General features: G+C 64.3%; 13 protein-coding genes. 8 read left to right on the forward strand and 5 right to left on the reverse strand.

Annotation, left to right across the window (positions count from 1 at the left end):
• The 4 genes from I6F21_RS36500 to I6F21_RS36515 form a co-directional block, all read right to left on the reverse strand.
• Nucleotides 1-417: hypothetical protein (locus I6F21_RS36500; protein ID WP_225184264.1), on the reverse strand; the 417-nt coding region annotated here is incomplete at its 3' end.
• A 108-nt stretch (nucleotides 418-525) separates the two neighbouring features.
• Nucleotides 526-1389: a DUF3846 domain-containing protein gene (locus I6F21_RS36505; RefSeq protein ID WP_225184265.1), complete on the reverse strand. Its 864-nt coding sequence runs from the start codon at nucleotides 1387-1389 to the stop codon at nucleotides 526-528.
• A gap of 129 nt (nucleotides 1390-1518) precedes the next feature.
• A complete protein-coding gene (locus tag I6F21_RS36510; RefSeq protein WP_225184266.1) occupies nucleotides 1519-3213 on the reverse strand; it encodes a DUF6538 domain-containing protein in 1695 nt (564 codons plus the stop codon).
• 171 nt (nucleotides 3214-3384) lie between these two features.
• Nucleotides 3385-4296: a LysR family transcriptional regulator gene (locus tag I6F21_RS36515; protein ID WP_225184267.1), complete on the reverse strand. Its 912-nt coding sequence runs from the start codon at nucleotides 4294-4296 to the stop codon at nucleotides 3385-3387.
• A 111-nt stretch (nucleotides 4297-4407) separates the two neighbouring features.
• On the opposite strand from I6F21_RS36515, the gene I6F21_RS36520 reads away from it, so the two are divergent.
• Both I6F21_RS36520 and I6F21_RS36525 read left to right on the forward strand, forming a co-directional pair.
• Entirely contained in the window at nucleotides 4408-6048 is a 1641-nt protein-coding gene (locus tag I6F21_RS36520) for an FAD-dependent oxidoreductase (RefSeq protein WP_225184268.1), read from the forward strand.
• Between the two features lie 74 nt (nucleotides 6049-6122).
• Complete coding sequence (locus I6F21_RS36525) at nucleotides 6123-7103, forward strand: tripartite tricarboxylate transporter substrate binding protein (RefSeq protein ID WP_225184269.1); 981 nt, start codon at nucleotides 6123-6125, stop codon at nucleotides 7101-7103.
• A 32-nt stretch (nucleotides 7104-7135) separates the two neighbouring features.
• Here the strand turns inward: I6F21_RS36525 and I6F21_RS36530 are convergent, their stop codons facing one another.
• Entirely contained in the window at nucleotides 7136-8038 is a 903-nt protein-coding gene (locus tag I6F21_RS36530) for a LysR family transcriptional regulator (protein WP_225184270.1), read from the reverse strand.
• Nucleotides 8039-8130: 92 nt separating this feature from the next.
• Here I6F21_RS36530 and I6F21_RS36535 point away from each other — a divergent pair, with 92 nt between their 5' ends.
• From I6F21_RS36535 to I6F21_RS36560, 6 genes are all read left to right on the forward strand, one after another.
• On the forward strand, nucleotides 8131-9192 hold the full coding sequence (locus I6F21_RS36535) for an aldo/keto reductase (RefSeq protein WP_225184271.1): 1062 nt from the start codon (nucleotides 8131-8133) through the stop codon (nucleotides 9190-9192).
• A gap of 77 nt (nucleotides 9193-9269) precedes the next feature.
• A complete protein-coding gene (locus I6F21_RS36540) occupies nucleotides 9270-9785 on the forward strand; it encodes a nuclear transport factor 2 family protein (protein WP_225184272.1) in 516 nt (171 codons plus the stop codon).
• A 92-nt stretch (nucleotides 9786-9877) separates the two neighbouring features.
• Nucleotides 9878-11149 carry a DUF2157 domain-containing protein gene (locus I6F21_RS36545; protein ID WP_225184273.1) on the forward strand — a complete coding sequence of 424 codons (1272 nt, stop codon included), beginning with the start codon at nucleotides 9878-9880 and terminating at the stop codon, nucleotides 11147-11149.
• Nucleotides 11146-11772, forward strand: a complete 627-nt coding sequence (locus I6F21_RS36550) for a GDYXXLXY domain-containing protein (RefSeq protein WP_225184274.1) — start codon at nucleotides 11146-11148, stop codon at nucleotides 11770-11772. The genes I6F21_RS36545 and I6F21_RS36550 overlap by 4 nt, the downstream gene beginning before the upstream one ends.
• A gap of 321 nt (nucleotides 11773-12093) precedes the next feature.
• Nucleotides 12094-13503: a DUF4041 domain-containing protein gene (locus I6F21_RS36555; protein WP_225184275.1), complete on the forward strand. Its 1410-nt coding sequence runs from the start codon at nucleotides 12094-12096 to the stop codon at nucleotides 13501-13503.
• 144 nt (nucleotides 13504-13647) lie between these two features.
• Entirely contained in the window at nucleotides 13648-14787 is a 1140-nt protein-coding gene (locus I6F21_RS36560; protein ID WP_225184276.1) for an FAD-dependent oxidoreductase, read from the forward strand.
• The last annotated feature ends 286 nt before the right edge of the window (nucleotides 14788-15073 follow it).

Below are 15073 nucleotides of genomic sequence, written 5' to 3' on the forward strand. Positions count from 1 at the left end.
CTCCCGGCCCTCCCAATAGATTTCGTACTCCGGATCGAGAATTCTTGGCAGCCCGGCGCTTAGTTCCTCCTCTTCGATCGTGTCGTCGTAGAATTGGCAGCCGAGTACGTCCGCAACGATCGGATTTCTTATGGGTGCGAGCGACTTGAACATCGCAGCACTCGCCGGCGTTGCGTGAAAAGTGCGTCCTCCGGGCCGGAACAGCGGCCACCAATATTCGCCGTCGAAGCTTCGTATCGCCGTCGTCGAGCCGTCGGTTTCAACGATGCGATGGGAGACCGGTGCATCCTCTTTCGATATCCGCCTGATCGCGAGGGGATGGTTGAAGTGCAGCACCTCGGCCCTCGGGTTCCGGTACCCTCGGGGGATGAATCTCTGAAAATACGTGATCCGGAAGTCGAGGATGTCTTCGCTCATGCTTTTCACCTCTCGTCGGGGTGCGGTGTTCGATCGGCAGGCCTGGCCCTTCATCTTCACCGCGCGCCGTTGCGCGAAGGTCTAAAGGTCGGTTAACTGGGCGCCTGCTCAGAAATTCGACCCTAGAGTTGGTGTGCCGGCGAAATACCTCTGCAGCGCGGCTTGATATGAGTCCTCAAAGACGGGGTCGGTGGCGGCATCGACGACCTGGTCGACCACCGCCTCCTCGATGGCGTGACTGGCATCGGGGGTGATGGCGCAGGTTCGGCTTACGCGGCACCTGGTGGATTGGTCCTGCAGAACCATCCGTACCAATCTTCCGTGTCGGGCGGTTTCGCGAGGCAAAAGATGTCTCGCTCCAGCTTGTTCGAGACCGATATGAAACGGCGTCTCGAACCAAAGACATTTGCCGTCGCCTGGCTGCCCGATACGCCACGTCAAGATCGTGGCGCTTTCCTGTCGCGCGACCGCGACGTGCACCTCGCCTGTTTTGAAGACATCGATTTCGCGAAGGCTCGGGTTCCTAAGCTCGGCGAGCAGCATCAGGCTCTGAGGCGAGACATGTCCGCCGATCACAATCGCCGCGCCGCTGTCCGCACCGCTCGGAGGGACGGCAACACCAGTCCGTTCGCCCTCCTTGATCCCGCTGCCTGTCACGTCAACGAGCGGGGCGAAATACTGAATGCGAGACCTGAGTTCGTCCACGGAAGAGAGCGCCGGTCCTTGGTCGTTGTCCCGGCCGAAGCTTCCCACGACCACGCCGAAGCCGGGGAGCATATCGCCTTTCCCGAGACCGAAATACGCGTCGAAGCGACCTATGCCATCCTCGTTGACGTACAAAATATCGCCGTTGGGAAGCTGATCGACGTACTGGATGCAGCCGTGGACGACATTCTGAAGCCCCTCCAAGGAATTCGGAACGTCTCTCTCGAAGACATCGCGCCTGTACGGATCAATAACCAGGACTCTCATCTGACTCTCCTCCTCATCTCCAACGTGTCGCCGCGGCAATTCCCTTCGATCCCCGCGAAATCCATTCCGTTCCTGGCTGCAGGCCGTCACCCCGAAAGGCGTACCTCGGAGAGCAGCAAGCACCAATAGTCACCTGATCGAAGTCTTGTCCTCTGATCCGACGGACATCGAGCGGCGGTTGCCCATCCTTGCCGCCTTATCTGCCGCGACTTGTGCGCTCGTGCGCCTGACGCGCCGCAGCGGGGCCGGCGGGACGTCGAGAGCCGCGATTTCGTATCGCGGATACATCTCGATCGTCTTCCTGAGCGTCTTCACCCAAGGATCGCCGTAGCCCATCGAGACCTTGGAGATCTCGTCGGGATCGTCCGAACCGCCATGGCCGGTGATGAACGCCTCGACTTCCGGATGCATCCCGACGTGGCGCGAGACCGATTTGAAGCGATGCCTCCAGCCATGGTTCGGTTTGACCCCCGTCACCTTGAGGCTGTTGACCACCCAATCGCCGAGGCGCTCCGCGATCTTTTGCCATTGCGGAGCGGAGTTCTCGCCGCCCTCGGCGCGTTCAGGGTCGTAGAACAGCGGGAGGCCGGCTTTCCTGCGCAAATCGACATAGTCGAAGAACCTCTGCTCTTCGAGATGCGAGTGGACGGGGATGATGCGTTCGTAAGACCCCTTCGTCATTTCGGGCCGGAGATAGAAGCACACGATGCCGGTCTCCTCGTCCGGCCGGATGTCGGACGGCAGCAGCGACGTGACTTCGTTCACGCGCGCGCCGGTATATGCACAAATCCAGGGGATCCAGCGTCGCGCGGCGCGGGTCTCCGGAGCGGTCAGATGCGAGAAGGCGGCGCAGGTCGCCGTGAGGATCTTCGTGGCCTGGGCATCGGAAAAGCCCTTCTTGTTCGTGGAGTTGGTCCCCTTCACGCCCCGGACGCGGATACGGGAGAATGGATTTTCGCCCGTGAACTTGAGCCGTTCTATCTGGAAACCGGCGACGGCGCGCAAGGAGGCGATCCAGACTTCGCGGATCGATTTCTTCGCGACGCCTTCCTTGGTGAGGTGGTCGACCCACCTGTAGGCATCGTCTCTCGTCATCCGGTGAAGGTCCGAATGACCGACGAACTTGCAGAACGCCGCGATCTTCGGTCGCCAGCGCCTCGCGGTCGGACCGTTCGCGCCGCCCTTGATGCCGGCCTTGTCGCAGTAGAAATCGAAAGCCTCGTGGAGGTCGATCCGTTTGGAGAGGGATGGGGCGTTGTGGTCGAAGGCCTTCGATTCCGAATAGTCCTGCCTCATCGCGGCGCGGGCCAGGTCGACCGAGATCTGGCGCTGGGCCTCCACGAACATGGGCAGGAAGCGGCGGCGGTCGGCCTCCGTCAGAACGTACCCGGTCCGGCTCAGGAAATCGTCCAGGGCCTGCTCGTCGTACTCCCGCTCCTGATCGTTCTCCTCCTCGTCGCGCATGTGAGTGCCCTGCGCCCATTTGGCGCCGGGGGGCGGATTGCGGATCCGGTCGCGGCCTTGTTCATGGACGACGCGCTGGAGACCGCTGAGCTCGAAGTCGGTCATGTTCCGGGGCGCCGGAGCGGCCTTCTTGGCGGCGGATCGCGCGGCGAGCAGCCGGTCCTCCCACTCCTTGTCCAAGTCCAGACTGAGTTTGTTGCACCTGACCTGGGCCGTCTTGAAGTGGTCGGTCTCGAGCGAGCGCCAGACCTCCCGGCGTCCGATGAAGGCCCGGTAGCGCTCCGGGACCTTCTTGCGGAGCCAGTAGATCTCGCTCTTGATCGTCCCGTCCTTGTTCTTCTTGCGGACCGGTTCCGGCATGCGGTTGCTTCCCATGGTGTAGCCCCTTGGTGTAGCCCCGGGACATGCAGGAAGCCCTTATTCCGCCGATAAAATTTGAAATATCAGCGGGTTAGCTTAACGGGGGTGGTGGGAATCCCTCCCTCTCCGCCATATCAAACACGACGCTTCTCAAATAGTAGCTCCGTCAAATCAGCCTGATGCCGGTCCCGTTCGGCCCGCCAGCACCATCCGCGCCGTCGCCACGAAGGCCTGCGCCGCCGGGGACAACGTCCGGCCCTGGCGCTGCAGCAGCGACACGGGCCGGGTGAGGGCGGGGCGCACGAGCGGTCTTGCGATCAGTGTCGGGAATTGGTCGGCCGGCAGCATCGTCGCGGGCAGGATGGCGAGGCCGAGGCCCTGCGCCGTCATGGAGAGGGCGGTGTTGATCAGGGTCACTTCATAAGTCGGATCGAGTCGCTTGCCCTGCGCGCTCAGGGCCTGATCGATCTGCATGCGGATGCGTGTCTCGCTGCGCATGGCGATGGTCGGCAGCTGCGCCAGCTCGTCCCAGGTGAGGGACCGCCGCGCGGCGAAGTCCGCGGTGCGGCGGCCGATCGCGCTCAGCCGGCCGCTCGTCAGCGTCTCGACCGTCATGTCCGCGAATTCGCCTTCCACGCTGCCGATCGCGAACTCCGCGTCGGTCGTGCTCAGGCGCGGGACGAGATCGTCGGCGGCGACATCGCGCATGTCGATCTCGATGTCGGGATGACCAGTGCGGAATTTCGCCAGCACCGCGGGCAGCAGCGCCGATGCGGTGCCGGCCGAGGCGAGAAACACCACCCGGCCGGCGCGGGCCTGCGCGAGATCACGCATGCGGCGCGACAGGCCTTGCGCATCGCTCAGCATGCGCTCGGCGGCGGCGAACGCCTCGTCGGCGGCCAGCGTCGGCTGCACCGAGCGCGTGGAGCGGTCGAACAGCTTGACGCCGAGCTGGGCCTCGAGCTGCTGGATCAACAGGCTCGCCGCCGATTGCGTGATGCCGAGCTCGCGGGCGGCCCGCGTGATGCTGCGCGTCCGGTACACGCCGGTGAAGACCCGCAACTGGCGCAATGTGACATTCATAGCGAAATCTCATGAATTGATGAGTTCTTTCCCACTTATCGCATAAACGGACCTGCAATAAAATGCATGCTGTGCGGACGGAAAGAATCCGCGGCAAGGATTGGAGCGAGCATGAGAGCGCAAGTGCTGGTGGTGGGCGCCGGGCCCGTCGGGTTGACCGCGGCGATGGATCTCGCTTCGCGCGGAATCGATGTCGTCGTCGCGGAGATCCGCCACGCCGGCGATCCGCCCAGCGTCAAGTGCAATCACGTGTCGGCGCGCTCGATGGAGATTTTTCGACGGCTCGGAATAGCCGCCCGCTTGCGCGATGCGGGGCTCCCTGCGGACTTTCCCAACGATTGCTCCTATCGGACCACGGCGACCGGGATCGAGCTTTGCCGCATCGACATTCCCTCCCGTGCGCGCCGCTATAGCGCGACCGGCGGCCCCGACACCTGGTGGCCGACGCCCGAGCCGCCGCACCGGATCAACCAGGTCTATCTCGAGCCGATCCTGTTCAGCCATGCCGCGGCGCAATCACGCATCAAGATCCTGGCGCGCACGGAAATCACCGACATCGAGCAGCACGACGACCATGTCGTCGCGCTGGCGCGCGATCTCGACAGCGGACATTCGCTCCGGATCGAAGCCAGCTTCGTGATCGGCTGCGACGGCAGCCGATCCCTGGTTCGAAAAGCAATCGGTGCCAGCCTGTCCGGCACGCCGGTGATCCAGCGCGTGCAGTCGACCTTCATCGAAGCGCCGCAGCTGAAAGAGCTGATGGGGGCACACAAGCCGGCCTGGATGGTGCTCTCGCTCAATCCGCGCCGCTCCGGCACCGTTGTTGCCATTGACGGTCACGACCGCTGGCTGATCCACAATCACCTGAAGCCCGACGAGCCCGAGTTCGACTCGGTCGATCGCGACTGGGCCATCCGTGCCATTCTCGGCGTCGACGAGCGCTTCGAATACCGCGTGCTCAGCAAGGAGGATTGGGTCGGACGGCGCCTCGTGGCCGACCGCTTCCGCGACCGCAGGGTCTTCATCTGCGGCGACGCCGCACATCTGTGGATGCCCTATGCCGGCTACGGCATGAATGCCGGCATTGCGGACGCCGTCGATCTCTGCTGGCAATTGGCGGCGCATCTGAACGGCTGGGCGCCGGCTGCAATTCTCGATGCCTATGAGGCGGAGCGGCAGCCCATCACCGAGCAGGTGTCGCGCTTTGCGATGGATCATGCGATGAAGATGATGGCGCAGCGCGGCGGCGTGTCCGCCGAGATCGAGGACGACACGCCGCGCGGCCAGGCGGCGCGCGCGGCGCTGGCGAAAGCGGCCTACGATCTCAACGTGCAGCAATATTGCTGCGCCGGCCTCAACTTCGGCTACTATTACGACGCCTCGCCGATTATCGCCTATGACGGCGAGACGCCGCCGCCTTACGCGATGGGCAGCTTCACGCCCTCCACCGTGCCGGGCGCCCGCGCGCCGCATTTGTTCCTGCGCGACGGACGCTCGCTCTACGACGCCTTCGGCCCCGGCTACACATTGCTGCGGTTCGATCCGGCGATCGATGTGACGCGGCTGCAGGACGCTGCAAAGGCGCGCGGCGTGCCGCTCGCGCTGGTCGACGTCGCGCCGGAGGAGGCGAGCGGCGCCTATGCCGAGAAGCTCGTGCTGGCGCGGCCCGACCAGCACATCGCCTGGCGCGGGCAGTCCGCGCCGGAGAACCCCCAGCGCCTGCTGGCCCGTATCACTGGCGCTGCGGCGTAAGACGACATCGAGCGAACGGCTTGGCGGCGCAGCTCGCCAGGTCGGTTTCAAGAACAGAACGCAAGGAGGAGACCGTGTTTCACGTTGCAAGACGCCGCATCCTGGCCGCGCTGACGGCCGCCGCTTTCGCACTGTTGCCGGTGGCGGCGGCCCGAGCCGCCTATCCCGAGCAATTGATCAAGATCATCGTGACCTTCCCGCCCGGCGGCAGCGCCGACACGGTCATCCGCGCGCTCGAGCCGCTGGTCACCGCCGAGCTCAAGCAGGGCCTCGTCATCGAGAACCGCGCCGGCGCCGGCGGCAACATCGGCATGGCCGCGGTCGCACAGGCAAAGCCCGACGGCTACACGCTTGGGGTGGCGCCGGCGGGTGCGTTGACGGTGAATCCGCACCTCAATGCCGCGATGCCGTTCGCGCTGAAGGATCTCGCGCCCATCACCCTGCTCGCGGAAATTCCCTTCGTGCTGGTCGCATCCGCGAATATTCCGGCGCGCACACCTGCGGAGACCATCGCGCTCGCCAAGGCGAAGCCGGGTGGGCTCTCGATCGGGCATGGCGGCAACTCGACCGCGATGCATTTGACCGCCGCGCTGTTCACGCAGAGAAGCGGGATCGCGATGGAGCTGGTGCCGTATCGCGGGACGGCGCCGGCGGCGGTCGATGTTCTCGCAGGCCATGTCCCGTTCGCGGTGCTGGATATTCCGGCATCGCGACAATTGATCCTCGAGGGCAAGCTCAACGCGATCGGCGTGTCCTCGGCGCGCCGCCTTGCGTCCCTGCCCGATGTGCCGACTCTGGCCGAGAGCGGCCTTGCCGGTTTCGAATCCGTCGGCTGGTTCGGGCTCGTTGCTCCCGCCGGCACGCCTGCGGATGTCATCGCCCGACTGAACGAGGCCTTCACCAAGGCGCTGAAGGACCCTGCCGTGGCGGAGAAGATCCGCACCCTCGGCGCGGAGCCTGCGCCGACCTCGCCCGAGCAGTTCGGCCGCTTCATTCAGGACGAAAGCGCGAAATGGGGCAAGCTGATCAGCGAGGCCGGCATCAAGGCAAACTAGAGCGGATCGATTCGATCTAAAGCCATTCCGCTTTAGCGCTTTCCGCTTCCCCGATAACGCACGTGATCGACCAGCGCGCGCAGCTTCGGCGGAAGATTCCGCCGATCCGGAAAGTAGAGGAAGAAGCCGGGGAAGAACGGGCAGAATTCCTCCAGCAGGGGCACCAATTCTCCGCGCTCGATATACGGCTTGAACGTCTCTTCCATGCCGAATGTCAGGCCGCCGCCCGCGCAGGCGGTCCGCACCATGACCCACATGTCGTTCGTCGTGATCCTCGGCTCCACCGCGACGTCGAACTCGCGCCCCCCTTCCGCAAATTCCCAGCGGTAGGGCGCAACGTGCGGCGCCGGCCGCCACCCTATGCAGCAATGCTGTGAGAGCTCGCGCGGGTGCGAAGGCGCGCCGAACCGCTCCAGATAGGCGGGAGCTGCCACGACCAGCTGGCGCTGATCGCCCGAAACAGGCACGGCGATCATGTCCTGCTCGATCACCTCGCCGAGCCGGACGCCGGCATCAAAGCCCTCGGCCACGATGTCGAATTCCGCATCGGTCACGGTGACGTCGACCTGCACGCCAGGATTGGCGTGCGTGAACTCGGCCAGCAACGGACCGCGAATGAATCGCTCGGCGATCGATGAGACGGCAAGACGCAGCTGCCCCGTCGGCTGCGCGTCACGGTCGCGGGCGCCGTTGATCGCCCGTTCGACTTCGGCGACCGCCGGGGCCACGCGCTCGTGCAGGCGCAGGCCGGCTTCGGTCAGACTGACGCTGCGCGTCGTTCGTTGGACGAGAGCCACGCCCAGCTGGTCTTCCATGCGCCGGATGGCCTGGCTCACCGCGGATCGGGTCACCCCGAGCCGCTCGGCGGCGCCGCGGAAGCTCTTGGCTTCCGCGACCGCGATGAAAACGGCGACGAGGTTCAGGTCGGTGGTCATTGGTTAGCTATGCTTACCACCCCCGTCATCATTGGCCAACTTCTCCCACCCCTCCTCGGGGGCTATCTCCGAGCCAACCGAAGGAGGCTCTGATGACGTCGCTCGATCAATACCGCCTGCTTGGCCGCTCCGGCCTGCGCGTATCTCCCCTTGCCCTGGGCACGATGACCTTCGGGACCGAGTGGGGATGGGGCGCCGATCCCGCCGAGGCACGTCGGATCTTCGATCTCTACGTCGACCGCGGCGGCAATTTCATCGACACCGCGGTGAACTACACCAACGGCGCGTCCGAGCGCCTGGTCGGCCAGTTCGCCCGGGACAAGCGCGATCGTCTCGTGCTCGCGACCAAATTCACCATGGCGCGCGATCCCGGCAACCCCAATTCCGGCGGCAACCACCGGCTCAACATGGTTCGTTCCGTGGAGCAGAGCCTGCGGCAGCTCGAGACCGATTGCATCGACCTGCTTTACCTCCACAGCTGGGATGCGACGACACAGCCGGACGAGGTGATGCGCGGCTTGGACGATCTCGTGCGCTGCGGCAAGGTCCAGTACGTCGGCATCTGCAACACGCCGGCCTGGCGCATTTCACAGCTGCAGACGATCGCAGATCTGCGCGGCTGGTCGCCCTTCGTTGCCTTGCAGATCGAATATAATCTGGTCGAGCGCACCGTCGAACACGAGCTCATCCCGCTGGCAGCCGCCCTCGGCTTGGGCGTGCTGCCCTGGTCGCCTCTCGGCGGCGGCGTGCTCACCGGCAAGTACACCCGCGCCGATCTCAGGGATTCGCAGGAACGGGCGGTCGGAACGACACGCGCCTCGATCATCGCGTCATCCGGCCTTCTCAACGAGCGATCGCTGGACGCGGCCGAGATGGTGCGAGCCATCGCCTGGGAGCTCGGCGCAACCTCGTCGCAGGTGGCCATCGCATGGACGCTGGCCAATCCCGCGGTCACCGCGCCGGTGATCGGCGCCCGCACGCTGGAGCAGGCGGAAGACAATTTTGGCGCGGTCGGGATATCGCTGTCTCCCGAACAGATGGCGCGCCTCGACCAGGCGACCGCGCCCGATCCCATTTTTCCAGGCCGCTTCCTGCGCCGCCCGATGGTGGAGCAGCTCATCTTCGGCGGCGCCGCCGTCGCGCGGCGCGGCTAGATCGAGCAACAACGCGACCGACCATGCGCGCATCACGTCGGGGCAGACGACATCTTGCACCAGAAAGGGAGACACCAATGGCAACCCTGCTTAATCGCGCACTCGCGTCCTGCGTCTATGCGGTCATCGTGACGGCTTCCACCCTGACGACGGCCGCACCCTGCGGACAGGCCAAGTCCGTGCAGGACGACAACAAGCGGATCGTCACCGATGCGTTCGATCGATGGGCGGCGGGAGGCACCACCTTCTTCAATGACCTGCTGCACGACAACGTGGTCTGGCGCATCAGGGGATCCGGCCCGAGCGCCGGCGAGTTCAGAGGGCGCGATGTCTTCATTGATCGCGCGGTCCGCCCGTTCGCCAGCCGGTTGTCGACCCCGGTTCGCCCCACAGCCGTGAGGGTCTTCGCTGATGGTGACCACGTCATCGCGCATTGGGAAGGCAGCGGCGTGGCGCGTGACGGCAAGCCTTATGCGAACTCTTACGCGTGGATCCTGCTCATGCAGGACGGCAAGGCGGCGGAGGTCACAGCCTATCTCGACCTCGCACCCTATGACGACGTCCTGCGGCGCATTCCCTTGCCGGCGCGATAGGGCGGCTGCGAGCAGGGGCTTGAACCCATCGCCCGCACGATCCGACCTAGCAAGGTCCCGCCATCCGGCGGGCGCCAGGTGATCCCAGGACGATGTTCGACAAAACCTACCGGCAGCGCCTCGAAGCCGATCTTGCGCGATGGGAGGCCGACGGCGTGATTGCGCCGGCGGCGGCCGTCGCGATCCGCAGCGCGCTGCCGCCGCGCACCGCCGGCATCAACATCGCCGTCGTCGTTGCCATCGTCGGCGGCCTGCTGATTGCCGCCGCGTTCCTCGCCTTCGTGGCGGCGCACTGGACCGAGATCGCGCGCCTCGCGCGGTTTGCGATCCTGATCGCGGGCATGACTGTCGCCGGCGGTCTCGGCGCCTGGTTCGCCGCGCGGGAGCGCACAATTCTCGCCGATCTCTGTGCCAGCGTCGGTGCGGTCATCTTCGGCGCCGGCATCGCGCTGGTCGGGCAGATGTATCATCTCGGCGACGACTTCGCCGGCGGCATGCTGCTGTGGTCGATCGGCGCGTTTGCCGCGGCACTTCTTACCGGCTCGCGCGGTGCGCTCGCGGTCGGTCTCGTCGCCGCCTCGATCTGGACCTGCATGCGGATCACCGACGCGTCCGACGTCCTGCATCTTCCGTACGTCTTGGTCTGGCTCATCGCCGCCGCACTCGCCTTCGCCTGGAATTCCCGCGTCGCCGCTCATCTCGTCGCGCTGGCGCTGCTGCCGTGGTGGATCGCGACCTCGCTCCGCTTCGAATTCGAGGGCACCCAGCCGTCCTTCGTGCTCGCGAGCGGTGCGGCGCTGCTGTTCGGCGCCGGGCTCGCGATCGCCGCTGCGGCCTCGCCGCGCGCACTCCGGCTCGGCACTGTCCTATCGATTTACGGCGCGTTTTCACTGGCCACCGCCGCGTTCCTGGAGGTGACGACGGTCGACGATCTCGTCCGCTTTCGCGAAGGGTCCATTGCGGGCCAGCCGCTTTGGGCGATCGCGTGCGGAAATGCCGGCGTGATCCTTGCGCTGGCCTCGGCTGCGATCACCCGGCGCGCGGGAGAATTGCTTGCAGCAGCTGCCATCGCCCTGGTCCTGCTCGCGGCGCCGGTCTGGCCGGCCTCCATGGCCGGCGAATCCTGGCTCGCCTATGCCGCGCTGCTTGCGGCCATGCTGTGCCTCGTCGTCTCCGGCATGCTCGATGACGTGCGTCCGCGCATCGTCGCCGGCTGGCTCGGCATCGCCGGGGTCATCGCCGGCATCACCTGGGCCGTGAAGGGCTCGCTGCTGCGCCGCTCGGCCTTCTTGGCAGTGGCGGGCGTCGCGGCCGTCGCCTTTGCCACCGCGCTCAATCGCATGCTGCCGAGGGCCGGACGATGAACGAGATGATCGCACCCGTGGTCGCATCCTTGGCCGCATTCTGGCGGCGCATCCCGAAAGCCGTGCTGTTCGGCATCGCCATCCTGATCCAATGCGCGCTGCTGGTCCTGATGGTCGCCGACCGCATGCAGATTCTGCGTAACGGCGTCGAGGTGACCTTGCAGACCCAGCCGGTCGATCCCCGCGATCTCCTGCGCGGCGACTATGTCGTGCTCAGCTACGACATCTCGCAAGTGGCGGCAGGCAGCCTCGCCGGCAAGGGTGCCGACGCGCGCCATCCCATCGTGTTCGTCAAGCTCACGCCCAATGCCGGAGGCGTCTATCAGCCGGTCTCGGTGCATGCCGAGCCGGTCAAGGTCACCGCGCCCGAAGTGCTGATCCGCGGCCGCGTCGGCAATTACGGCGGCTCCTGCGGCGACGACCGGCGACGGTTCTGCGACAAGCTGCCGATCAAATACGGCCTCGAAAGCTATTTCGTGCCCGAAGGCGAGGGCAAGAAGCTCGAGGACGCCCGCAACCAGCAGAAGCTGCGCATCGTCGCCGCCGTGCTGCCCTCAGGCCGCGCGGCGATCAAGCGGCTGCTGCTCGATGGAGAGCCGGTGTATGAGGAGCCGTTGTATTAGCGGGGGAATGCCGCTGGGATAGATCGATTGCCGCGGCGCTTGTTCACCTCTGCCGCTCGCGGTAGGAGCCGCAGCGCCTTCAGAGAGCGGGCAGGGTGGTTGAATGCACCGCACTCGAAATGCGGCATAGGTGCAAGCCTACCGGGGTTCGAGCCCCTCCCTCTCCACCACGACCCATACATCGGTACGCATCCTTGTCGCTCCGCCCATCACATCGCGGTTCACTTGGAACGCAGTTTGGCGAATTGCGCGAAGCTGCAACCATTAGTAGTCTGGGCAGCCCAGCGGCTTCCTGACCAAGAAATAATTCGAAGAAGATCTATGTCTACATCCAGCAAACCCTCATCCATCCCCTTCTTTGGAGCGCGAAAACTTGCCCGACGGCTATTGGCGGAGGTGGATGAGCTGCAAGCGCGATTAAGCGCTGAGGAAGCAAAGACGCAAAAGCTTGCCGAAATTGGACGCAACTTGGTTGCGGATGCGAAGGCAATCCAGGCAGAACGTGATCAAGCGTTAGCGCAACTTGATGCGTTAGGCGGGCTGCCAATCCTGGAGCTAGAAAAACGAAAGCAAGAGGCGCAAACTGAAATCGCGAAGTTAGAGGCACTGATCGCGTCATCCAAAGAGCAGGTTGAAGCAGCAAGCCGCTTGGTCGACGCCAAGAACGCAGAAGCCCGCCAGATCGTGGTAGAGACACGAGAAGCAGTCATACTGCAAGAAGTGGGAATCTATGACTACCGACATCCTCTCACTGATGCGGTCGCGTATGAGCAAGCGCTCGACCGGTTGCAGGCATCGATCAAGTCCGCAACGAAGCGCGACGGCGGTGCGATTCTAGCTGCCACTGACTGGACGGTGAATGGCTCCGTTCAGGAAGGGCGAAAGATGGTGCAAGATTTCTCCAAACTGATGCTGCGGGCATTCAATGCCGAGGCGGACACTTTAGTGCGCGGCCTCAAGCCCTATAAGCTCAATAGCGCACTAGAACGCCTTCGCAAAGTCGAGGAGATCATCAGGCGTCTTGGCGCGACAATGCAAATTCAAATATCGCCTGCATACTACCAGCTTCGCATCGATGAGCTGACATTGACTGCTGATTTCCTTCAGAAGCAAGCGGAGGAAAAGGAGGTTGAACGCCAGGAGCGAGAGCGCCTGCGAGAGGAACGGAAAGCACAGCAGGAAATCGAGCGCGAGCGAGCTAAACTGGAAAAGGAAAAGCAACACTACTCAAATGCATTGGCGGCCTTGGAAGCGAACGGCGACTCGGAGGGAGCCCAGAGACTACGTCAGCAACTTGCAGATGTTGATCAGGCGATTGAGAGTGTTGACGCGCGAGCTGCCAACATACGCGCTGGATATGTGTATGTCATTTCCAACATCGGCTCATTTGGTGAGAGCATGGTGAAGGTTGGAATGACCCGGCGTCTCGATCCGATGGATCGCATAAGGGAGCTTAGCGACGCCTCTGTGCCATTTAACTTCGATGTCCACGCATTATTCTTTTCGAATGATGCAGTGGGTATCGAATCTGCGATGCACGAAAGGCTGGCGGCGCTACGCGTCAACACCGTTAACCGGAGGCGCGAATTCTTCAGGGCTACGCCGCTGGAGGCAAAGGCTCACCTCAACGATCTGACGGGTGAACTGCTCGAATTCAGGGAGATCGCGGAGGCCATCGAATATCGCCAAACATTGCATGGCGCACATCCGATGAAGCCCGTAGCGGCCTGAAGCGCGTCCTGATGGCGCTGATGCGGCCCCATTGATCTGTGACTGCGTTGTCGATGCCGGCCGCAATCGCCCTCCCGTAGACCTTGTCATTACGCGAAATCATCAGGATGATCTCCGCGTCGTAGCATCTCTCGCGAGGCCTTCATGCGAAAATGCGAAGTCGCCGTGCTGGGTCTGGGGCTCATGGGCGGAGCAGCGCTTAACGCATTGCTGGATGCCGGCGTCGATGCGCTCGGCTTCGACCCTGTCGCAGCAGGTTCGGATCGAGGCTCGTCCCATGGGTCATGTCGAATTTTCCGTCGCTTCAATTTCGAAAACCCCAACTACACCAGCCTGAGCGACGAGGCGCATGCCGGCTGGATGCGGCTGCAGACCGAAAGCGGTCAAACAATTCTGACGGAAACCCCCGTTCTGGAGGCCGGCCGCCCCGGCTCCGCCATGGTGGCGTCCTCGCGCGCGGCCGCGATCGCGAAAGGGCGCCCGGATCCGATGTTAACCGCGGCCGAAGCGAACAAGGAATTTCCGGCTTTCAGCCTGCCGGGCGACTGGGACGTCGTCGTGCAGGACGGTGGCGCGATCCTGCACACCGAGGTTGTCATGACACTGATGCGCGCACGCGCTCGCGACCGCGTAATTCCGGAACGCGCGAGCTTCGCGCCGCACCACGATGGCGTGGCGATCCGCACTGATACCGAAGAGTTCTTCGCCGAGCGCGCGATTCTGGCGCTGGGCCCATGGCTCGGTCGCGCACTTCCGCGACTAGGCGCGCTGCTGAACGTGACCCGACAGGCGGTCGGCTGGTTCGCGCCTGCTAGCCCCGAGAGCGTGGCGCTCGGTCGTTTCCCGATCTTCATTCTGGACCGAGGTCCTGATGACACCGTCTACGGCTTTCCGGACTTCGAACAGCGCGGCGTCAAAGCTGCGCCTCACAACCACGGGCCCGTGGTCGGCCCTGACGACTGGGGTCCGCACGCCACCGATGCTGAACTTCGCCCGATCGGCGAAGCGTTGGCCGCCCTCGTCCCGGGTGCGGCCGGGCCCATCATCGATCGCGACGTCTGCCTCTACACCAACACCGCGCCCGCCGACCGCCGGCCCGATGCGGGCGAGGAATTCATCATTGATCGCTGGCCGGAGTCCCGCCTGATCGTCTGCTCCGCGTGTTCAGGCCATGGTGCGAAATTCGCGCCCGCCATCGGGCAAAGGCTTGCTCGCCTTGCCACCGATCCGTCCTACCAGGCAGAACCCTTCTTTCAGCTTTCCCGATATTCTCGATTTGCCTGAGCGGATGCCGGATGTTGCGGTGACAGTGCACGAAACGCGCACCGTCCGGCGGCAGACGCCTTCAAGGGACCCGGGCCAAAGCCCTGCCTGTCCGACCTCCTGCGACGATGCCACTATGCTCCTGTTTTGCCCGACGAAGCAAATCACGGGAGACGTCATTCGGAATGGGCCGCAACGATCGCCGCAAATTCTCGTCGGCTCGCACGGGTGCGCCGGAGAGACGAATCAAACCACGATTCCTTGGCTTTTCGGCTCCCGAAATCCCGCCCGACCCGCACCTAATTCC

It is taken from the genome of Bradyrhizobium sp. NBAIM03 (assembly GCF_020194055.1).
GTDB lineage: Bacteria > Pseudomonadota > Alphaproteobacteria > Rhizobiales > Xanthobacteraceae > Bradyrhizobium > Bradyrhizobium yuanmingense.